The 21,598-nt window shown below is 56.1% G+C and carries 19 protein-coding genes and 4 tRNA genes; all 23 read left to right on the top strand.

What is annotated here, in order from left to right:
• Positions 1 to 31: 31 nt before the first annotated feature.
• The 23 genes from hmeg3_RS23015 (at position 32) to rpoB (ending at position 21,403) form a co-directional block, all read left to right on the top strand.
• Entirely contained in the window at positions 32 to 817 is a 786-nt protein-coding gene (locus hmeg3_RS23015) for a TorF family putative porin (protein WP_094565784.1), read from the top strand.
• 11 nt (positions 818 to 828) lie between these two features.
• Positions 829 to 1,167, top strand: a complete 339-nt coding sequence (locus tag hmeg3_RS23010) for a P-II family nitrogen regulator (protein ID WP_007884397.1) — start codon at positions 829 to 831, stop codon at positions 1,165 to 1,167.
• 12 nt (positions 1,168 to 1,179) lie between these two features.
• Positions 1,180 to 2,739 carry an ammonium transporter gene (gene amt / locus hmeg3_RS23005; RefSeq protein ID WP_094565783.1) on the top strand — a complete coding sequence of 520 codons (1,560 nt, stop codon included), beginning with the start codon at positions 1,180 to 1,182 and terminating at the stop codon, positions 2,737 to 2,739.
• A gap of 247 nt (positions 2,740 to 2,986) precedes the next feature.
• Complete coding sequence (gshA, locus tag hmeg3_RS23000) at positions 2,987 to 4,282, top strand: glutamate--cysteine ligase (protein ID WP_094565782.1); 1,296 nt, start codon at positions 2,987 to 2,989, stop codon at positions 4,280 to 4,282.
• Between the two features lie 32 nt (positions 4,283 to 4,314).
• Positions 4,315 to 5,262, top strand: a complete 948-nt coding sequence (gene gshB / locus hmeg3_RS22995) for a glutathione synthase (RefSeq protein ID WP_094565781.1) — start codon at positions 4,315 to 4,317, stop codon at positions 5,260 to 5,262.
• A 53-nt stretch (positions 5,263 to 5,315) separates the two neighbouring features.
• On the top strand, positions 5,316 to 5,723 hold the full coding sequence (locus tag hmeg3_RS22990; RefSeq protein WP_050478379.1) for a PTS sugar transporter subunit IIA: 408 nt from the start codon (positions 5,316 to 5,318) through the stop codon (positions 5,721 to 5,723).
• Positions 5,724 to 5,797: 74 nt separating this feature from the next.
• Positions 5,798 to 6,067: an HPr family phosphocarrier protein gene (locus tag hmeg3_RS22985; RefSeq protein WP_050478380.1), complete on the top strand. Its 270-nt coding sequence runs from the start codon at positions 5,798 to 5,800 to the stop codon at positions 6,065 to 6,067.
• A 215-nt stretch (positions 6,068 to 6,282) separates the two neighbouring features.
• Positions 6,283 to 8,076, top strand: coding sequence for a phosphoenolpyruvate--protein phosphotransferase (gene ptsP, locus hmeg3_RS22980; RefSeq protein WP_094565780.1), 1,794 nt, complete (start codon positions 6,283 to 6,285; stop codon positions 8,074 to 8,076).
• A 270-nt stretch (positions 8,077 to 8,346) separates the two neighbouring features.
• Entirely contained in the window at positions 8,347 to 9,486 is a 1,140-nt protein-coding gene (locus hmeg3_RS22975) for a homoserine O-acetyltransferase (RefSeq protein ID WP_094565779.1), read from the top strand.
• A complete protein-coding gene (metW, locus tag hmeg3_RS22970; RefSeq protein ID WP_094565778.1) occupies positions 9,483 to 10,085 on the top strand; it encodes a methionine biosynthesis protein MetW in 603 nt (200 codons plus the stop codon). The genes hmeg3_RS22975 and metW overlap by 4 nt, the downstream gene beginning before the upstream one ends.
• A gap of 151 nt (positions 10,086 to 10,236) precedes the next feature.
• On the top strand, positions 10,237 to 11,505 hold the full coding sequence (locus hmeg3_RS22965) for an AmpG family muropeptide MFS transporter (RefSeq protein ID WP_094565777.1): 1,269 nt from the start codon (positions 10,237 to 10,239) through the stop codon (positions 11,503 to 11,505).
• Between the two features lie 87 nt (positions 11,506 to 11,592).
• Positions 11,593 to 11,678 (top strand) — tRNA-Tyr (locus hmeg3_RS22960).
• A 63-nt stretch (positions 11,679 to 11,741) separates the two neighbouring features.
• Positions 11,742 to 11,815 (top strand) — tRNA-Gly (locus hmeg3_RS22955).
• Positions 11,816 to 11,863: 48 nt separating this feature from the next.
• A tRNA-Thr gene (locus hmeg3_RS22950) sits at positions 11,864 to 11,938 on the top strand.
• A gap of 99 nt (positions 11,939 to 12,037) precedes the next feature.
• Positions 12,038 to 13,234 (top strand): elongation factor Tu, encoded by a 1,197-nt coding sequence (gene tuf, locus hmeg3_RS22945; protein ID WP_094565776.1) that lies wholly within the window; start codon positions 12,038 to 12,040, stop codon positions 13,232 to 13,234.
• 113 nt (positions 13,235 to 13,347) lie between these two features.
• A tRNA-Trp gene (locus tag hmeg3_RS22940) sits at positions 13,348 to 13,423 on the top strand.
• A 35-nt stretch (positions 13,424 to 13,458) separates the two neighbouring features.
• Positions 13,459 to 13,839, top strand: coding sequence for a preprotein translocase subunit SecE (secE, locus tag hmeg3_RS22935; protein WP_094565775.1), 381 nt, complete (start codon positions 13,459 to 13,461; stop codon positions 13,837 to 13,839).
• Positions 13,840 to 13,841: 2 nt separating this feature from the next.
• A complete protein-coding gene (gene nusG, locus hmeg3_RS22930; protein WP_094565774.1) occupies positions 13,842 to 14,432 on the top strand; it encodes a transcription termination/antitermination protein NusG in 591 nt (196 codons plus the stop codon).
• A gap of 137 nt (positions 14,433 to 14,569) precedes the next feature.
• On the top strand, positions 14,570 to 15,001 hold the full coding sequence (gene rplK / locus hmeg3_RS22925) for a 50S ribosomal protein L11 (RefSeq protein WP_007875265.1): 432 nt from the start codon (positions 14,570 to 14,572) through the stop codon (positions 14,999 to 15,001).
• Positions 15,001 to 15,696: a 50S ribosomal protein L1 gene (gene rplA / locus hmeg3_RS22920; protein ID WP_007875266.1), complete on the top strand. Its 696-nt coding sequence runs from the start codon at positions 15,001 to 15,003 to the stop codon at positions 15,694 to 15,696. Before rplK ends, rplA begins: the two co-directional genes overlap by 1 nt.
• 324 nt (positions 15,697 to 16,020) lie before the next feature.
• The gene (rplJ, locus tag hmeg3_RS22915; RefSeq protein ID WP_094565773.1) at positions 16,021 to 16,518 is read left to right on the top strand and encodes a 50S ribosomal protein L10; all 498 of its coding nucleotides are present in this window, start codon (positions 16,021 to 16,023) and stop codon (positions 16,516 to 16,518) included.
• A gap of 99 nt (positions 16,519 to 16,617) precedes the next feature.
• A complete protein-coding gene (gene rplL / locus hmeg3_RS22910; RefSeq protein WP_007875269.1) occupies positions 16,618 to 16,995 on the top strand; it encodes a 50S ribosomal protein L7/L12 in 378 nt (125 codons plus the stop codon).
• Between the two features lie 301 nt (positions 16,996 to 17,296).
• Positions 17,297 to 21,403 carry a DNA-directed RNA polymerase subunit beta gene (gene rpoB / locus hmeg3_RS22905; protein WP_094565772.1) on the top strand — a complete coding sequence of 1,369 codons (4,107 nt, stop codon included), beginning with the start codon at positions 17,297 to 17,299 and terminating at the stop codon, positions 21,401 to 21,403.
• Positions 21,404 to 21,598 lie beyond the last annotated feature (195 nt).

Below are 21,598 nucleotides of genomic sequence, written 5' to 3'. Positions count from 1 at the left end.
TTGTTGTTTAACAGAAACCTAGAGGGACGCCATGAAAAAATTGATTCTTGCAGCAGCAGTCGCAGCATCGTTTGTATCAAGCTTCGCGCATGCCGAGGACGCACCTAAGCCAGATAATGAATTCACCTTCAATGCTGCTGTCGTCAGCGATTATCGCTACCGCGGTCTGACACAAACACGCTTCGATCCGGCTTTGCAAGTTGGTGCTGACTACACCAATAACCCAACAGGTCTGTACCTGGGTACATGGGCGACCAACATCAAGTGGATCAAGGACGCGGGTACAATCGCCGGCCAAAGCACCAAGGGCAACATTGAATGGGACATCTACGGCGGTAAGCGCGGCGATATCGGTGGCGGCTTCACTTATGACGTCGGCGGTCTGTATTACTACTACCCAGGCAACACATTGGCAAACAGCGGCGTCAAGAATGCCAATACATTCGAACTCTATGGTCAGGTTGGTTACGGCCCGGGCTACTTCAAGTATTCGCAATCGCTGACCAACCTGTTTGGCGCAGTCAACAGCAAATACAGCCAGTACTATGATCTGGGCGCCAACATCGACAGCTACTTCGGCACCGTGGTCGGCCTGCATCTGGGTCACCAAAGCGTCCACGGCTCGACCGCCCAGTTCAGCTACAACGACTGGAAAATCGGCGTGAGCAAGACATTTGAAGATCTGGCCGGCATCACTCTGGGTGTGGCATATGTCGGTACTGACCTGAAAGATGGCGTCAGCACAACACCAGCCTCAAATGGTCTGAAAAATGTTGGTCGTAACGGCGTCGTTTTCTCCCTTAGCAAAACTTTCTAATTGAGGTCGGTATGAAACTGATTACAGCGATCATCAAACCATTCAAGCTCGACGAGGTGCGCGAAGCCTTGTCGGCGATCGGTGTGCAAGGCATCACCGTGACTGAAGTCAAAGGCTTCGGCCGTCAAAAAGGCCACACCGAGCTGTATCGCGGTGCGGAATATGTCGTGGACTTCCTGCCGAAGACCAAGATCGAAGCTGCAGTCGACGATTCCATCGTCGAGCGCGCGCTGGAAGCCATCGAGGCTGCAGCACGTACAGGCAAAATCGGCGACGGCAAGATTTTTGTACAAGATCTGCTGGACGTTATCCGCATCCGTACCGGTGAAACCGGCAAAGACGCTCTCTAAGGGGGAACAGTAATGAGTATCAAAAAAATGTTTTCAAGTGCGCTGGCAATCGGCACTTTGTTGTTGGCGGTAGGTTTTGCCGCTCCGGCGCAGGCGCAAGATGCGCCTAAGCCTGAAGCCGCTGCTGCAGCGCCGGCCGCAGAAGCCCCGAAGGCTGATGCGCCGAAAGCAGCTGAAGCACCAGCACCTGCTGCGGCTCCAGCCGCAGCGGCAGCAGCTCCGGCAGCTCCAGCTGCACCGGCAGCCGCTGCTCCAGGCCCTGTCCCTAACAAGGGTGATACTGCATGGATGCTGATTTGTACAGCGTTTGTGATTCTGATGACACTGCCAGGCCTGGGCCTGTTCTACGGCGGCCTGGTCCGCAGCAAGAACATGCTGTCCGTGCTGATGCAATGTTTCGTGATCTTCTCGCTGATCTATATCCTGTGGTTCGTCTACGGCTATAGCATCGCGTTCACAGAAGGCGGCGCATTCTTCGGCGGCTTTGATCGTCTGTTCCTGCACGGTCTGACCGGCGACTCGAATACAGCAACCTTCAGCAAGGGCGTCGTGATTCCTGAGCTGTCGTTCGTGGCCTTCCAGGGCGCGTTCGCTGCGATCACTGTTGCGCTGATCATCGGTTCGTTCGCTGAGCGCGTGAAGTTCTCGGCCGTGATCGTGTTCTCGATCATCTGGTTCACGTTCTCGTACCTGCCAATGGCCCACATGGTCTGGTTCTGGCCTGGTCCGGATGCATTCACCGATGCTGCTGCTGCTGAAAAAGCAACTGCAATCTCCGGCTGGTTGTTCCAAAAGGGCGCGCTGGACTTCGCCGGCGGCACCGTGGTTCACATCAACGCGGCGGTTGCTGGTCTGGTTGGTTCCTACGTCATCGGCAAGCGCGTCGGTTTCGGCAAGGAAGCTTTCAAGCCGCATAGCCTGACATTGACCATGGTCGGTGCCTCGCTGCTGTGGTTCGGCTGGTTCGGCTTCAATGCGGGTTCCGCTCTGGAAGCTAACGGCAGCGCTGCGCTGGCTTTCGTCAACACTATCCTGGCAACAGCCGCTGCTGTCCTGTCCTGGAGCTTCGGCGAATGGGTCGGCAAGGGCAAGCCGTCGATGCTGGGTGCAGCTTCGGGCGCGGTTGCCGGTCTGGTGGCAATTACTCCTGCAGCCGGCTTCGTCGGTGTCTGCGGCGCGGTTGTCCTGGGCTTGATCGCCGGTCTGCTGTGCTTGTGGGGTGTTACCGGCCTGAAGAAGATTCTGGGCTCGGACGATGCACTGGACGTCTTCGGCGTGCACGGCGTGGGCGGTATCCTGGGTGCGATCCTGACTGGCGTGTTCGCTGCGCCTAGCCTGGGCGGCACAGGTATCTATGACTACGTTACCAACGCAGTCGCTCCTGACTACTCCATCGGCGGTCAAGTCTGGATTCAGTTCCAAGGCGTGCTGACTACCGTGATCCTGTCGGGTGTGGTTTCCTTCATCGCCTTCAAGCTGGTCGACATCGTGATCGGTCTGCGTGTGACGGAAGAAGAAGAACGCGAAGGTCTGGATATCTCCAGCCACGGCGAATCGGCTTACCACTCGTAATTTGTCTCCCGGGAGCCCTTGTGGCTCCCTTCAGAAGCGTCCGCGACCTTCGGTCCGGGCGCTTTTTTTATGGGGCTTTAAAAAAACGACAACGCCACCACGTAAATGACCTCTCCACCAGATATTGCCGGAAGGCTAACGACGCAATAGCAAGAATCCCGCTAAAATGGCCGGTTCCTGTCGGTTTTGTTATCGATCCCCGACCGCTATTCGTCTCCATCGCCCCAGCACGCGCAGAAGGTCTTTTATGGTTCCGCATCTTGTCACCGCCCTCAATGGTCCGCTTCTGGACCTCGAAAAGAAAATCCTGGGCGCTACCCCCGCGATCGAGCGCTGGTTCCGTATGGAATGGCAAGAGCACACGCCGCCGTTCTATTGCTCGGTCGACTTGCGCAACGCCGGCTTCAAGCTGGCGCCGGTAGACACCAACCTGTTCCCGGGCGGCTTTAATAATTTGTCGCCGGAAATGCTGCCGCTGGCCGTGCAGGCCGCCATGGCCGCCATTGAAAAATATTGCCCGGATGCCAAGAACCTGCTGCTGATTCCTGAAAATCACACACGCAACAGTTTTTATCTGCAAAACGTCGCGCGGCTGATGCAGATCTTCCGCCAGACCGGCCTCAATGTGCGCCTCGGTACGCTGGAAGACATCAAGAAGCCGAAGCAGATCGACTTGCCGGACGGCACCAGCATCACGCTGGAGCCGTTGGAGCGCTCCAAGAACGGCCGCCGCCTCGGGTTGAAAAATTTCGACCCCTGTACCGTCCTCTTGAATAACGACCTGTCGATCGGAATTCCGTCGGTGCTGGAAAACCTCGACGAGCAAAACGTCTTGCCGCCGCTGCACGCCGGCTGGGCTGTGCGCCGCAAGAGCAATCACTTTTCCGCCTACGACGACGTCGTCAAGAAATTCTCCAAGCTGGTCGACGTTGACCCATGGATGTTGAATCCTCTGTTCGCCAAGTGCGGCGAGCTGAATCTGCAGGAAGACGCCGGCTCCGATTGCCTGGCCGACAACGTCAGCAGCCTGTTGTCGAAAATCCGGAAGAAGTACAAGGAATACGGCATCAAGGAACAACCCTTCGTGATCGTCAAGGCCAACGCCGGCACCTACGGCATGGGTATCATGACCGTCAAGGACGCCAGCGAAGTCAAGGATTTCAACCGCAAGCAGCGCAGCAAGATGGTGGTCGGCAAGGAAGGGCTGGAAGTCAGTGAACTGATCATTCAGGAAGGCGTGCATTCTTTTGAACGCATCAACGAAGCCGTGGCCGAGCCGGTGGTCTACATGATCGACCGTTACGTGGTCGGCGGTTTCTACCGCGTGCATGCCGATCGCGACGTCAACGAAAACCTGAATGCGCCCGGCGCACACTTCGTGCCCTTGGCCTTCCAGCAACAGCATGCTTTGCCGGATCTGCAAGCCAAACCCGGCACCGCGGCGCCGAATCGCTTCTATATGTATGGTGTCGTAGCGCGCCTGGCGCTGCTGGCGGCGTCGCTGGAAATGGAAAAGACCGATCCGAATCCGGAAGTCTATTAATCTTATTTGCCGACATTTTTGACGGATATTTCATGAAAATCGCTTTCCTCGCCGATCCGCTCGACACCTTCAAGACCTACAAGGACTCGACCTTCGCCATGATGCGCGAAGCCGCCAGGCGCGGTCACGCCATCTATGCCTTCGAGCAGACCGACATCGTGCTCGAAAGCGGTCTGGTGACTGCGAACGTGGCAAAAATCACGCTGACCGGCGATGCCGACGACTGGTACCGCGCCGACGCGCCGGCGTCGACTTTCCTGTCCGAGTTCGACGCCATCGTGATCCGCAAGGATCCACCGTTCGACATGGAATACATCTACACCACATACCTGCTGGAGCTGGCGGAGAAGCAGGGCGCACGCGTCTTCAACAAGCCCGAAGCGATTCGCAGCCACAATGAAAAGTTGGCGATTGCACAATTTCCGCAATACACCGCGCCGACGCTGGTCACACGCGACGCCAAGCGGCTGCGGGCATTCCACGCCGAACACAAGGACGTGATCCTGAAGCCGCTCGACGGCATGGGCGGCATGGGCATTTTCCGTATCGGCCAGGATGGCATGAATCTCGGTTCAGTCATCGAAACCCTGACCGACAACGGCAACCGGACGATCATGGCGCAACGTTTCATCCCGGAAATTTCGAAGGGCGACAAGCGCATTTTGCTGATTGGCGGTAAAGTGGTGCCGCATGTTTTGGCGCGCATTCCGCAAGGCGGAGAAGTGCGCGGCAATCTGGCGGCCGGCGGTCTCGGCGTTGCGCAGCCTATTTCGCCGCGCGAATTGGAGATTGCTGAAGCACTGGCGCCGATTTTGGCGCAGCGGGGGTTGTTGCTGGTAGGATTGGACGCTATTGGCAATTATTTAACAGAAATCAATGTCACCAGTCCGACTTGTTTCCAGGAAATCACGCAGCAAAGCGGCTTCGATGTTGCCGCCATGTTCGTCGATGCGCTGGAAACCGCCGTCGCAGGCAGCTGAAGCAATCAACCCGGCGCCCGGTCTGGCAACGTACATATAGCAAGTAGAAATTCATGGTCGGTATCCTTCTTCTCACGCATGCCCCGCTGGGTCAGGCTTTCATCGCGGCGGCAACGCACGTATTCCGTGGTTTGCCCGAGCGCATCGAAGCCATTGACGTCATCGCCGATCAAAACCCGGCAGAAGTACAAAAGCTCGCAGCGGAAGCCGTGCGTCGTCTCGACGACGGCAGCGGCGTGCTGGTGATCACCGACGTCATGGGCGGTACGCCTTCCAACTGCACCGGTTATCTGTGCGCCATCGACAACGTCGAAGTCATTGCCGGCATCAGCCTGCCGATGCTGCTGCGCGCGTTGACGTATCGCAACGATACGCTCGACGTCGTCATGGAAATGGCGCTCGCCGGCGGTCAGAGCGGCGCCGTGCGGGTGGATAACCGCGTTCGTGTTTCCTCCCAATAAGAAGGCTGGCAATATAGCGATATAGCGCGTGACAGCGTTTGGCCCAATTCGACAAGAACAAAGAAAGAACTCCCATGATTCAAAAAGAACTTGAGATCATCAACAAGCTCGGTCTGCATGCACGCGCCTCGGCCAAGCTCACGCAACTGGCGTCCAAATACAAGTGTGAAGTCTGGATGACCTTCAACAAGCGCCGCGTCAACGCCAAATCCATCATGGGCGTGATGATGCTGGCAGCGGGCAAGGGCAGCAAGGTCTTGCTGGAAACCGAAGGCGACGACGAGCAGGATTGTTTTACCGCACTGGAAGCGCTGATCAACGATCGTTTCGGCGAAGGTCAGTAAGGCATTGCAGGCGACGACGGCCATCTTGGGCCCTCATTCATCCTGTCATCCTCATAGTCGTCCAAAATCAGTCGTAAATATCGAATTTTTCCTGTTTGTTTCCCACTTGTTTTTCCGCATGATTGCCAAACATGGCGTTGTCCGGTAAGGTTTTGAGAGCTACCGCGATCATGATTTATATCAAGGCATAATAAATAACGCAGGAGACAAACGCGATGGCATCTTTTACCTTACACGGTATCCCAGTTTCAAAAGGCATCGCGATCGGCCGCGCGCATCTGCTTGCCCCTGCCGCTCTCGACGTCAAGCATTACCTCATTCCCGACGATCAGGTCGAGGCGGAAGTCCTGCGCCTCAAAAACGCCATCGCCGCCGTTCATCAGGAGCTGCAGACCATCCGCAGCGAACTGCCGAAAGAAGCGCCGCCGGAATTGGGCGCCTTCATCGACGTACATGCGCTGATCCTGTCCGACCCGATGCTGGCTGAGGTGCCGCTCAATATCATCCGTCATCGCTACTACAACGCCGAATGGGCGCTGGTAACGCAAATCGATGGGTTATCGGCGCAGTTCGATGAGATCGAGGATCCTTACCTGCGCGAACGCAAGGCCGACATCCAGCAAGTCGGCGATCGCGTGCTCAAAGTGCTTACCGGCAGCGCAATCAATCTGCCGCCGACCGAAGGCGGCGATGGCGCTACCGCCAGCATCATCGTCGTGGCGCACGATATTTCGCCTGCCGACATGCTGCAGTTCCGCGACGGTGCTTTCGGTGGTTTTGTCACCGACCTGGGCGGCCAGAACTCGCATACGGCGATTGTTGCCCGCAGTCTTGATATTCCCGCCGCCGTCGGCATGAACAACGCCTCGGCGCTGGTCAAGCAGGATGACGTCCTGATCATCGACGGCGACGCCGGCGTGACCATCGTCAACCCGTCGCCGCTGGTGCTTGCGCAATACCGCGCACGTCAGGAGCGCATGCTGCGCGACCGCAAGAAGCTCGGCCGCCTCAAGAAGACACCCGCCATTACGCAGGACGGCACCGAAATTACCTTGCTGGCCAACATTGAATTGCCCACCGACAGCGCCCCGGCACTGGAAGCAGGTGCGAACGGCGTCGGCTTGTTCCGCTCCGAATTTCTGTTCATGGGGCGTGCCGGCCATCTGGAAAAATTCCCTACCGAAGACGAACAATTCGAGTCGTATTGCCAGACGGTAGTGTCGATGAAAGGGCGCCCGGTCACGATCCGTACGCTCGACGTCGGTGCCGACAAACCGTTGGACGAAGATGAACAAACGGCGTTGAATCCTGCTCTGGGTTTGCGTGCCATTCGCTATTGCCTGAGCGAGCCGCAGATGTTCTTGACGCAGTTGCGGGCGATCTTGCGCGCTTCCGCTTTCGGTCCGATCAAGCTGCTGATTCCGATGATGGCGCATGCCTTCGAGGTGGATCAGACGCTGGCCCTGATCGAGCAAGCCAAGGAACAGTTGCGTCAGCGCAAGCAAAAATTCGACGAAGACATCGAGGTCGGCGCCATGATCGAAATCCCGGCTGCCGCGCTGGCCTTGCCGATTTTCATCAAACGCCTCGACTTTCTGTCCATCGGCACCAACGATCTGATTCAGTACACGCTGGCGATCGACCGGGTCGATCATGAAGTGGCGCATCTCTACGATCCGCTGCATCCGGCGGTATTGTTTCTCCTGTCGAGCGTAATCGCGATGGGGCGCAAGGCGGGCATTCCTGTCGCCGTCTGCGGTGAAATGGCGGGCGACGTGAAGTGGACGCGTTTGTTGCTGGGGATGGGGCTGCTGGAATTTTCCATGCATCCGTCGCAATTGCTGTCGGTCAAGCAGGAAATCCTCAACAGCGATCTGACCTTGCTGGAGCCTCAGGTCAAGAAGGTGTTGAAAGCCACCGAGCCGTCCGTGATCGAAGCCGCCATGGCGCAGTTGCGCACGCTCAACGCTGAACCGGAGATCAAGGCGACGGCCGCGCGCCGTCGCTGAGTTGTTGTAATGGCATGCCGTCGATCGTGGTTTGACGGCATGCCTCGACTTGGTTATTCTTACACCACTGCGCCGATTTGAATGGTTTATCCAAACCTCAGCTTGCGGGCGCCGGAACCCAGGTTCCATCTAAATACGGCTAAAGCGAGCTTGGAGCAGTAACAGACAAGCCCATTATTTAGCCCGCGAGCGCAAGCTTCCGGGCTTTTTTGTTTTTAATCCATGGTTTTGTCTGTGGATGGTTTAACTGTGAGATTACAAAGAGAGCCCATGTCGATCGGAATCGTATCGCCGCAAATCATGCATTTTCCCGAGCCTTTGCCGCTCAAGAACGGGACGTCGCTTGCCGACTACATGCTGATGTATGAAACCTACGGCACGCTCAATGCCGACAAGTCCAATGCCGTGTTGGTGTGCCATGCGCTCAACGCTTCGCATCACGTTGCCGGCGTCTACGCCGACGATCCGGACAATGTCGGCTGGTGGGACAACATGGTCGGGCCGGGCAAGTCGCTCGATACCGACAAGTTTTTCGTCATCGGCGTCAACAACCTCGGTTCCTGTTTCGGTTCGACCGGCCCGATGCATACCAATCCGGCAACCGGCAAGCCGTACGGTGCGAGTTTTCCCGTGGTGACGGTGGAGGACTGGGTCAATGCGCAGGCGCGCCTGGCCGATCAGCTGGGCATCGTGCAGTTTGCTGCGGTCATGGGCGGTTCGCTCGGCGGCATGCAGGCGGTAGCCTGGAGCATGATGTTTCCCGATCGTTTGCGGCACTGTATCGTCATCGCTTCCACGCCGAAATTGTCGGCCCAGAATATTGCCTTCAATGACGTTGCGCGTCAGGCGATCCTGACTGATCCCGACTACCACGGCGGCGATTTCTACGCGCATGGCGTGGTGCCGAAAAACGGCTTGCGCGTAGCGCGCATGGTAGGGCATATCACGTATTTATCCGACGATGACATGGCCGAAAAATTCGGCCGTGATCTGCGTTCCGGTGAATATCAATTCGGCTTCGGCATTGATTTTGAAATCGAATCCTACTTGCGGTATCAGGGCGACAAATTTTCGACCTACTTCGACGCGAATACGTATTTGCTGATCACCAAGGCGCTCGACTATTTTGATCCTGCCAAGGATTTCGGTGGCGATCTGGCCAAGGCTTTTGCCAATACCAAGGCGCAGTTTCTGCTGGCCTCATTCACGACCGACTGGCGTTTTTCGCCTGAGCGCAGCCGCGAAATGGTGCAGGCGCTGGTGAGCAACAAGCGCCGCGTGACCTACGCAGAAATCGACGCGCCGCATGGTCATGACGCTTTCCTGCTCGAGGACGAACGCTACATGACATTGCTGCGCGAATACTATCAACGCGTGTGGGCTGAAATCGCCTTGGAGGAGTGCGCATGAATTTCCCCGAACTGAGCGTATTGCGCCCCGACCTTGCCTTCATTGCTCACTGGATCCGCGCGGGTTCACAAGTACTGGACGTCGGTTGCGGCGATGGCGTGATGCTCGACTATCTGCAGACCGACAAGGCTTGCAGCGGTTACGGCATCGAGATTGATGACGCACGCATCCCTGAATGTGTGGCGCGCAACGTTTCCGTGATCCAGCAGGATCTGGAAGGCGGCCTGGCGATGTTCGAGGACAATGCTTTTGATACCGTGCTATGCCTGTCGGCGCTGCAGATGGTCAAGGATGTCGAAGGTATTTTGCGAGAAATCGCCCGTGTCGGACGCGAGGCGACCGTATCTTTCCCCAACTTTGCTTACTGGACTCACCGCGTGGCACTGCTGCGCGGACGCATGCCGGTGTCGAAGTCGCTGCCTTACGAGTGGTACGACACACCCAACTTGCGTTGTGCCACCATCAAGGACTTTGAAGAGCTGGCCAATGAAGTCGGCCTGGAGGTGCTCGAATGCGTGGCGCTGCATGACGGCAAGCCGGTCACGTTTTTGCCTAACTGGCGCGGCAGCCTCGCTGTCTTCCGTTTGAAAAAGAAGTAGCCGTATCTGGCCGGTGCGCCGGAAAAACAGACCGGCGCCGACAAATTCCTTATACTCCGCAAACGCCTCCGCTCATGGATGTCTACGCATCATGAGCGGAGCGCCGGCGTCTTGCCGTGCGCACCATTCAATTGCCCCTCATTGCTTCTTTATGACCTCATCCCCGATTTCCTGGCATAGCTATCTCAATCGTCGCATGCTGATTTGTGTGTTTCTGGGCTTCTCGTCGGGGCTGCCGTTGTTCATTCTGTTGAGCTTGCTCCAAGCGTGGCTGGCGAAATCGGGGTTGAACGTCAAGGCGCTCGGTCTGTTCGCGCTAGTGATGTTTCCCTATACCTGGAAGTTTCTCTGGTCGCCGCTGATGGATCGCTTTCACTTCGGCAAGATGGGGCGTCGTCGCGGGTGGATGTTCTTCACCCAGATCGCGCTGTTTTTCGGTATTGGCGGCATGGGGATGCTCAATCCGCACACGCAGGTCGGCACCATCGCCTTCATGGCATCGGTGGTGGCATTTCTTTCCGCCAGCCAGGATATCGTCATCGACGCCTTCCGCCGCGAAATCCTGCCGGAAGAAGAGCTTGGCCTGGGCAGCGCCATCCACGTCAACGCTTACAAGCTGTCCGGCATGGTGCCCGGCGCGTTGTCGCTGGTGCTGGCGGATCTGATGGCCTGGCAAAGTGTGTTCTGGATTACTGCGGCGTTCATGCTGCCTGGCTTGATCTGTACCTTGCTGGTGAAAGAACCGAAGGTCTACGGTTCGCCGCCAAAAAGCCTGCGCGAGGCCGTGGTCATGCCGTTTCAGGAATTCGTCACGCGCGACGGCTGGAGTTCGGCGTTGTGGGTGCTGGGATTCATCTTTCTGTACAAGTTGGGCGACAGCATGGCAACCGCGCTGGCAACCAAGTTCTACATCGATCTCGGCTTTTCGATGACGCAGATCGGCGTTGTCTCCAAGACAACCAGTCTGTGGGCCAGCGTGGTGGGCGGAATTGTCGGCGGCGTCTGGATGATTCGCCTGGGCATCAACAAGGCCCTGTGGGTATTCGGCGTGATCCAGGCCGTCGCCATTCTGGGCTTTGCCTGGTTGGCGCAGGCCGGAGCCGATACGCTGGTGCTGGCCTTGGTGATCGGCTTTGAAGCGTTTGGCGTGGGTTTGGGCACAGCGGCATTCGTTGCCTACATCATGCGCGAAACCGATCCTCGCTATACGGCGACGCAGTTTGCGTTGTTCACGAGCCTCGCCGCCGTGCCGCGGACCTTCGTCAATTCATCGGTCGGTTACATCGTGGCCGATCTCGGCTGGTTCAACTTTTTTATCCTGTGCTTCATCCTGGCGTTGCCGGGAATGGTGATGCTGGTTAGAATTGCGCCCTGGAATCAAGTCGGGCGTCGCGCCAATGACGTGATTTCGGGAAACTAAGGGCGTCAAAGAAAAAATAATGCATCTCTTCTCGTATTTTAGTTGACAAGGGATAAGTGTTCGCCTATAGTTTTGAGTTCCCTACGCGGAGAGGTGGCCGAGTGGTTAATGGCAGCAGACTGTAAATCTGCCCTCTTACGAGTACGCTGGTTCGAATCCAGCCCTCTCCACCATTTTGGGGTCAGTTTGCAAGTTGTTGCGGCTGTGAAGTGATAGGTAGTTCGATGTAGTTCCTCGCGGGTGTAGCTCAATGGTAGAGCTGAAGCCTTCCAAGCTTATGACGAGGGTTCGATTCCCTTCACCCGCTCCAAGTTTTGTCCGGTTGCGTCGTTTGGTTGTTGGCGCAATTGGCAGGTAAGCCCTTGTAGCTCAGTGGTAGAGCACTCCCTTGGTAAGGGAGAGGCCACGTGTTCAATCCACGTCAAGGGCACCAGTTGTATTGCAGTTGTTGTTACAGCAATTAGCGCTTCAAAGTCAGCAAGTCGATCGGGCGCGTTGCCTGAACATTCTCATCAATCGTTAGGAGTCTAAGATGGCAAAAGGCAAATTCGAGCGGACCAAGCCGCACGTGAACGTTGGTACGATTGGTCACGTTGACCACGGCAAGACCACGCTGACAGCAGCAATCGCAACCGTGTTGTCGAAGAAATTCGGCGGCGAAGCGAAGGCCTACGATCAAATTGATGCGGCGCCAGAAGAAAAGGCACGCGGCATCACCATCAATACAGCCCACGTCGAATACGAAACAGCCAACCGTCACTACGCTCACGTTGACTGCCCAGGCCACGCCGACTATGTGAAGAACATGATTACCGGCGCAGCGCAGATGGACGGCGCGATCCTGGTTTGCTCCGCAGCAGACGGCCCAATGCCACAAACACGCGAACACATCCTGCTGTCGCGTCAAGTTGGCGTTCCTTACATCATCGTGTTCCTGAACAAGGCTGACATGGTGGATGATGAAGAGCTGCTGGAACTGGTCGAAATGGAAGTGCGCGAGCTGTTGACCAAGTACGAATTCCCAGGCGACGACCTGCCAATCATCAAGGGTTCGGCGAAGCTGGCTCTGGAAGGCGACACTGGCCCATTGGGCGAGCAAGCCATCATGGCACTGGCCGAAGCACTGGACAGCTACATCCCGACACCGGAACGTGCTGTTGACGGCGCCTTCCTGCTGCCAGTGGAAGACGTGTTCTCGATCTCCGGCCGCGGTACCGTTGTGACCGGTCGCGTTGAGCGCGGTATCGTCAAGGTTGGCGAAGCCCTGCAAATCGTTGGTATCCGTGATACACAAGACACCGTTTGTACTGGCGTCGAAATGTTCCGCAAGCTGCTGGATCAAGGTCAGGCAGGCGACAACGTTGGCGTGCTGCTGCGCGGCACCAAGCGTGAAGACGTGGAGCGTGGCCAGGTTCTGGCCAAGCCAGGTTCGATCAAGCCACACAAGCACTTCACAGGCGAGATCTATGTTCTGTCGAAAGACGAAGGCGGCCGTCATACTCCGTTCTTCAACAACTATCGTCCACAGTTCTACTTCCGTACAACGGACGTGACTGGCTCGATCGAGTTGCCGAAGGACAAGGAAATGGTTATGCCAGGCGATAACGTGTCGATCACCGTGATGCTGATCAACCCGATCGCGATGGAAGAAGGTCTGCGTTTCGCGATCCGCGAAGGCGGCCGTACCGTCGGCGCAGGTGTTGTTGCCAAGATCCTGCCTGACGCGTAATAAAAAGAGTAGCAATCGCCGCGATTCGGGAAGCTCCCGTCTCGCGGCGTTGATGTCTGAGCGGCAAGCATTAAATTAGCTGGCCAGGTTCTTCAGGCAAGTGTTTTGAACGTAGGGGTGTAGCTCAATTGGCAGAGCGCCGGTCTCCAAAACCGGAGGTTGGGGGTTCGATGCCCTCCGCCCCTGCCACCGATTCAGGTGTGTAGGGTACTGAAAGTAAATAAATGTCTAACCAGCCTGTACAAACCGTCAGCGCATCAAGCGACAAGCTCAAGGTTGCACTCGCAATCGTAGCGGTTCTTGCCGGCGTGGTCGGTTTTTTCGTGTTGTCGGGTCAAGCTACAGCTGTGCGTGCACTGGCTTTGGTCGCAGGTTTGCTGGTGGCAGTTGGTTTTGCCTGGACATCGGCGCAAGGTCGCGGCTTTGTCGGCTTCGCCAAAGAATCAGTACGTGAAACCAAAAAAGTTGTCTGGCCTACTCGTAAAGAAGCAATGCAGATCACGGCGATCGTTTTCGCCTTCGTGCTGATCATGGCAATCTTCTTGTGGGGTACGGACAAGTTGCTCGAATTCCTGTTGTATGACGTAATTTTGGGCTGGAAATAAAAATGAGCGATAGCACACAAGACAGCGCACCGATTGGTGCGCAAAGCGTTTCAAGCGCTGGTAAAAAGCGCTGGTACGTTGTGCATGCCTACTCCGGCATGGAAAAGAGTGTGCAGCGTGCACTGACCGAGCGCATTGTCCGCGCCGGCATGGAAGAACAGTTCGGCCAGATTCTGGTGCCGACGGAAGAAGTGGTTGATGTCAAGAACGGTCACAAGTCGGTAACCGAGCGTCGTTTCTTCCCGGGCTATGTCCTGGTCGAAATGGAAATGACGGACGAAACCTGGCATCTGGTAAAGAACACCAGCAAAGTAACCGGTTTCATTGGTGGCAAGTCGAATCGTCCGACACCGATTCCGCCGCATGAAGTCGACAAGATCATGCAGCAAATGCAAGACGGTATCGAAAAACCGCGTCCAAAAGTGCTGTACGAAGTGGGCGAAATGGTTCGCATCAAGGATGGTCCTTTTACCGATTTCAACGGCAACGTGGAAGAAGTGAATTACGAAAAATCCCGTGTGCGCGTATCGGTCACTATTTTCGGTCGTGCAACACCGGTTGAGCTTGAGTTCGGCCAGGTCGAAAAAGTTTAAGCATTACCCCCATCAAGCGCCCGCAGGAGCGCGGCGAAATGCGAATTTCATCAAATCCGGCAAGTAGCAGAGGAGCCTTAGTACCGTATCGCAAGATGCCGAAAAGGCGCTAACACTCAATCAACGTAGGAGCCATCATGGCAAAGAAAATCATCGGTTTTATCAAGCTGCAAGTGCCAGCTGGTAAAGCAAATCCATCCCCTCCGATCGGCCCGGCGCTGGGTCAGCGCGGTCTGAACATCATGGAATTCTGTAAGGCATTTAATGCCCAGACTCAAGGCGTTGAGCCAGGTCTGCCAATTCCAGTCGTGATCACTGCATTTGCGGACAAGTCTTTCACATTCGTGATGAAGACTCCTCCAGCAACTATTCTGATCAAGAAGGCTGCCGGTATTCAAAAGGGTTCTGCCAAGCCGCATACAGACAAGGTTGGCAAGATCACTCGTAAACAAGCGGAAGAAATCGCTACCCAGAAGAAGCCGGATCTTACCGCTGCTGATCTGGAAGCGGCTGTGCGCACCATCGCTGGTTCGGCACGTTCCATGGGCATCACGGTGGAGGGTCTGTAATGGCTAAGTTGACAAAACGCGCTAAGGCGCAAGAAGGCAAGATCGATCGCACCAAGGCTTATCCTTTCGATAACGCACTGGCGCTGGTCAAAGAATTCGCAACAGCGAAGTTCAACGAATCGATCGACGTGTCCGTCCAACTGGGCGTTGATGCGAAGAAGTCGGACCAAGTGGTTCGCGGTTCCGTGGTTCTGCCGGCTGGTACAGGCAAGACCGTTCGCGTGGCTGTGTTTGCTTCGGGCGAAAAGGCCGAGCAAGCCAAGGCAGCTGGTGCAGACGTCGTTGGTATGGAAGATCTGGCTGAGCAAGTCAAAGCCGGTAACATGCCTTTCGACATCGTCATCGCTTCGCCTGACACAATGCGTATCGTCGGTACCTTGGGTCAAATCCTGGGCCCACGTGGCCTGATGCCTAACCCGAAGGTTGGCACGGTTACTCCTGACGTCGCTACTGCGGTCAAGAATGCCAAGGCTGGTCAAGTGCAATACCGTACCGACAAGGCCGGCATTATTCACGCCACTATCGGTCGTAAGTCGTTCAGCGATGCAGATTTGAAGTCCAATCTGGTTGCGCTGATCGATGCGCTGAACAAGGCCAAGCCAGCAACCAGCAAGGGTGTTTACCTGCGCAAGGTTTCGCTGTCGTCCACCATGGGCGCTGGCGTCCGCGTGGATCAAGCCACTCTGGCAGCTTAAGTAAAGAATCAAGTCCTCGTTTCCTGATGGAAGCGAGGCGCATCTTTGGGCTGGAGCATTTTGCAATTGTGAAGTGCTTCAGGCAATCAAAGACCGTTGGGCGGCGTGCAGCAGGCAGGCACAAAGTTAAAACGTCAAAAACCTCTGTTTTTGATTACCCAGCGCAGATGGTGACCCCGAACAAGTTTTGCAGTCTCACACAGCGTTTCAGGTTTTCGAAACGTTGCAATGAACTCCTAACGTCGGACGCCGTGTTCGAACCGATGTAAGGCAAGCAGGTTTTTCGCCTGTGTCGTCGCCAAGCATCATTTTTGGAGGTTGATCTTGAGTCTCAATCTGAATGACAAAAAGGCCGTTGTCGCCGAAGTCGCTGCAAAAGTAGCAACTGCACAGACTATCGTCGTGGCTGAATACCGTGGCATCCAGGTTGGTCACTTGACGCAACTGCGCGCCAAAGCGCGTGACCAAGGCGTGTACCTGCGCGTGTTGAAAAACACACTCGCACGTCGTGCCGTTGAAGGTTCCGCGTTTGCTGACCTCGCTTCTGAAATGACCGGCCCGTTGATCTATTCGATCTCGGAAGATGCCGTTGCTGCAGCTAAAGTCATCTCTGACTTTGCTAAAACCAACGACAAACTGGTCGTCAAGGCAGGTAACTATGCAGGTAAGCCGTTGGATAAGGCTGCTGTTACTGCATTGGCAAATATCCCATCCCGCGAAGTTCTGCTGGCCCAATTGCTGGGCATGATGCAGGTTCCGGTCGCTGGTTTTGCGCGTGGTCTGGCTGCTCTGGCAGCCAAGAAAGAAGCCGAAGCAGCTTAAGAATGCTTGCCGCAGCGATGCGGCAGCTGTTCATAAGAACTTTGGCCTCTGCGTCAGTACCGATTAGATGTTATTACCGAAATAAATTAGGAGTTTCAAATGGCAATTAGCAAAGACGATATCTTGGAAGCCGTAGGCGCCTTGACCGTGTTGGAATTGAATGACCTGGTGAAGGCATTCGAAGAAAAGTTTGGCGTTTCCGCAGCAGCTATGGCTGTCGCTGGTCCTGCTGGTGGTGGCGCTGGCGCCGCTGCTGCTGAAGAGCAAACAGAGTTCACCGTTGTTCTGGCTGAAGTTGGCGCGAACAAGGTTGGCGTTATTAAGGCAGTTCGCGAAATCACCGGTCTGGGCTTGAAAGAAGCTAAAGATCTGGTTGACGGCGCACCGAAGCCAGTTAAAGAAGGCATCGCTAAGGCAGACGCTGAAGCAGCCAAGAAGAAGCTGGAAGAAGCTGGCGCGAAAGCAGAACTCAAGTAATTGCTACTTGAGCTGGAATATTCGCCGGTTTGCCGGCGTATCGTTCCACCGGAGTCAAAGTGCAGAGTCCTTTGAAAAAAGGATTCGGCTTTGGCTCCTTTGTCGTTTCGAAATTTTGTATGTTTAGTGGTTAGCAATTTCTTGTTTTGCGGCTAGTTTTAGCTAAATAAGAGGTGGCGCCAGACCAAGACTGAAGGGCTGAGACTTGAGGTTTCGCTGCTAACGGATCGCGGCAACAAGGTAATAAGCAATCCGGGCGAGTCCTGAACTCTCTATCCTTCCTGTCACTCACGGAGTGTCCATGCACTACTCATTTACTGAGAAGAAGCGTATTCGTAAATCCTTTGCGAAACGCGCTAACGTCCACAACGTTCCGTTCCTGCTAGCGACTCAGATCGAGTCATACCAGACATTCTTGCAGACGGACAAAACAGCGTCCCAACGTAAGAACGAAGGTCTGCAATCGGCCTTTACATCGATTTTTCCTATCGTTTCGCACAATGGTTTTGCGCGTCTCGAGTTTCTCTCCTATGTGTTGGGCGCACCGCCGTTCGACGTCAAGGAATGCCAACAACGTGGCCTGACGTTCGCGTCGCCGCTGCGTGCCAAGGTGCGTCTGGTGATTCTGGATAAGGAATCGCCAACCAAGCCAGTCGTCAAGGAAATGAAGGAACAAGAAGTCTACATGGGCGAATTGCCGCTCATGACGACCACTGGTTCGTTCGTCATCAACGGTACCGAGCGCGTCATCGTGTCGCAGCTGCACCGTTCGCCTGGCGTGTTCTTTGAACATGACCGCGGCAAGACGCACTCGTCCGGCAAGCTGCTGTTCTCCGCACGTATTATTCCTTACCGCGGTTCGTGGCTCGACTTCGAATTCGATCCGAAGGACATCCTGTTCTTCCGCGTCGACCGTCGCCGCAAGATGCCTGTGACGATCCTGCTCAAAGCAATCGGCATGACATCCGAGCAGATCTTGGCGAACTTCTTCGTGTTCGATAATTTCACGCTGCACGCTGAAGGCGCAGAGATGGAGTTCGTCTCCGAACGTCTGCGTGGTGAAGTTGCGCGTTTCGACATTCTCGACAAGTCCGGCAAGCCGCTGGTCGCGAAAGACAAGCGTATCAACGCCAAGCACGTGCGCGACATCGAAGCTGCCGGCATCAAGCAAATTTCCGTGCCGGAAGACTACCTGCTGGGCCGCGTATTGGCGAAGAACATCGTCGACGGCGACACTGGTGAAGTCATTGCCTCGGCCAACGACGAGCTGACCGAAGAATTGCTGGCTCGCTTGCGCGAAGCCGACATCGACGCGATCCAGACGCTGTACACCAACGATCTGGATCAAGGCGGCTACATCTCGCAAACATTGCGTACCGACGACACAGCGGATCAAACCGCTGCGCGCGTGGCAATCTACCGCATGATGCGTCCTGGCGAACCGCCAACCGAAGATTCGGTGGAAGCGCTGTTCAACGGCCTGTTCTACAGCGAAGACCGTTACGACTTGTCGGCTGTCGGCCGCATGAAGTTCAACCGCCGTATCGGCCGTGATGAACTGACTGGCGCCATGACGCTGTCGAACGAAGACATCCTGGCTGTGATCAAGATTCTGGTTGAGTTGCGCAATGGCCGCGGCGAAGTCGATGACATCGATCACTTGGGTAACCGTCGCGTCCGTTGCGTCGGTGAACTGGCGGAAAATCAATTCCGTGCCGGTCTGGTTCGCGTTGAGCGCGCCGTCAAGGAACGCCTCGGCCAAGCCGAAGCGGACAACCTGATGCCGCACGACCTGATCAACTCCAAGCCGATCTCGGCCGCGATCCGCGAATTCTTCGGTTCGTCGCAGTTGTCGCAGTTTATGGATCAAACCAATCCGCTGTCGGAAATCACGCACAAACGCCGTGTATCCGCCCTGGGACCTGGTGGTCTGACACGCGAACGCGCCGGTTTTGAAGTTCGTGACGTGCACCCGACCCACTACGGCCGCGTGTGCCCGATCGAAACGCCTGAAGGCCCGAACATCGGTCTGATCAACTCGCTGGCGCTGTATGCCCGTCTGAACGAATACGGTTTCCTGGAAACCCCCTATCGCAAGGTCGAAGGCAGCAAGGTCACCAACCAGATCGACTACCTGTCGGCAATCGAAGAAGGCCGCTACATCATCGCTCAGGCGAATGCGACCATCGACGCTTCGCTGAAGCTGTCCGATGAGCTGGTCTCTGCGCGTGAAGCCGGCGAAACCATTCTCGTCTCGCCAGAGCGCGTTCAGTACATGGACGTGGCCCCAGGCCAGGTCGTGTCGGTGGCGGCGTCGCTGATTCCGTTCCTCGAGCACGATGATGCGAACCGCGCACTGATGGGCGCCAACATGCAACGTCAGGCTGTGCCTTGCTTGCGTCCGGAAAAACCGCTGGTCGGTACCGGTATCGAGCGTACCGTTGCAGTTGACTCCGGTACGACCGTGCAAGCGTTGCGTGGCGGTATCGTCGATTACGTCGATGCAGGCCGTGTGGTGATTCGTGTGAACGATGAAGAAGCACAGGCTGGTGAAGTCGGCGTCGACATCTACAACCTGATCAAGTACACACGTTCGAACCAGAACACCAACATCAACCAGCGTCCTATCGTCAAGGTTGGTGACCGTGTTGCCAAGCATGACGTGATCGCCGACGGCGCATCGACCGACCTGGGCGAACTGGCTCTGGGTCAGAACATGCTGGTGGCGTTTATGCCATGGAACGGCTACAACTTCGAAGATTCGATCCTGATCTCCGAAAAAGTTGTGGCGGATGACCGCTACACCTCGATTCACATCGAAGAGTTGTCGGTTGTTGCTCGCGACACCAAGCTCGGCGCGGAAGAAATCACCCGCGATATTTCGAACCTGGCTGAAAACCAACTGGCACGTCTGGACGAGTCCGGCATCACCTACATCGGTGCTGAAGTCGAAGCCGGCGATACGCTGGTCGGTAAGGTGACGCCAAAGGGCGAAACCCAGCTGACACCAGAAGAAAAGCTGCTGCGCGCGATCTTCGGCGAGAAAGCTTCGGACGTTAAGGACACCTCGCTGCGCGTGCCTTCGGGCATGGTCGGCACCGTCATCGACGTGCAAGTGTTCACCCGCGAAGGCATCCAACGCGACAAGCGCGCACAACAGATCATCGATGATGAGCTCAAGCGCTATCGCCTGGACCTGAACGATCAGCTGCGTATCGTTGAAGGCGATGCCTTCCAGCGTCTGGAAAAGATGTTGATCGGCAAGGTCGCCAACGGCGGCCCGAAGAAACTGGTCAAGGGCACCAAGCTGGACAAGGCTTACCTGGACGATCTGGACAAGTACCATTGGTTCGACATCCGCCCTGCGGATGACGACATGGCGACAGCGCTGGAAGCGATCAAGGAATCGATCGCCGAGAAGCGTCACCAGTTCGATCTGGCGTTTGAAGAAAAGCGCAAGAAGCTGACACAAGGCGACGAACTGCCGCCAGGCGTGCAAAAGATGGTCAAGGTTTATCTGGCCGTGAAGCGCCGCCTGCAACCAGGCGACAAGATGGCGGGTCGTCACGGTAACAAGGGTGTGGTTTCGCGCATTCTGCCGATCGAAGATATGCCCCACATGGCCGACGGTACTCCAGCAGACATCGTGCTCAATCCGCTGGGCGTGCCATCGCGTATGAACGTCGGTCAGGTGTTGGAAGTCCATCTGGGCTGGGCAGCCAAGGGTCTGGGCCTGCGTATCGGCGAAATGCTGAACGCACAGGTGCAGATCGCTGAACTGCGCAAGTTCCTGACCACGATCTACAACGAATCGGGCAAGAAGGAAGCGCTCGACGAGTTCACCGATCACGAGATCCTGGAGCTGGCAGCCAACCTGAAGAAGGGTGTTCCGTTCGCTACACCGGTGTTTGACGGTGCGCACGAAGACGAAACACGCCGCATGCTGGATCTGGCCTACCCGGATCACATTGCCAAGCAACTGGGCATGACCCCGTCGAAGAATCAGGTCACCATGTATGACGGCCGTACCGGCGAAGCTTTCGAGCGCACCGTAACAGTCGGCTACATGCATTACCTGAAGCTGCATCACTTGGTGGATGACAAGATGCATGCACGTTCGACCGGTCCTTACTCGCTGGTTACGCAGCAGCCTCTGGGCGGTAAGGCACAGTTCGGCGGTCAACGCTTCGGTGAAATGGAAGTCTGGGCACTGGAAGCCTACGGCGCATCGTATGTGCTGCAGGAAATGCTGACCGTGAAGTCCGATGACGTGAACGGCCGTACCAAGGTTTATGAAAACCTGGTCAAGGGCGATCACGTGATTGACGCCGGCATGCCGGAGTCCTTCAACGTGCTGGTCAAGGAAATCCGTTCGCTCGGTATCGACATCGATCTCGAACGCGACTGATGTCCTCAAGGGCAAGGCGGCGTGGCCGTCTTGCCCTGTTTCATGGTTTGACCCTGTCGTCGGAAGCAACGGCGGCAACGCAGTAAAGTAAAGCAATAAAGCAGTTCAGCAAGCAGCTACAAGCAATTGTAAGCAGTCAAGGACGACCAAGTCTGTCCCGGTACATGCGGAACCCGGCGCAAGCCACGGCTCTCC

The sequence above is a fragment of the Herbaspirillum sp. meg3 genome (assembly GCF_002257565.1).
Lineage (GTDB): Bacteria > Pseudomonadota > Gammaproteobacteria > Burkholderiales > Burkholderiaceae_D > Herbaspirillum.
The sequence above is the reverse complement of the archived record's forward strand: the minus strand, read 5'-3'. Positions and strand labels throughout refer to the sequence as shown.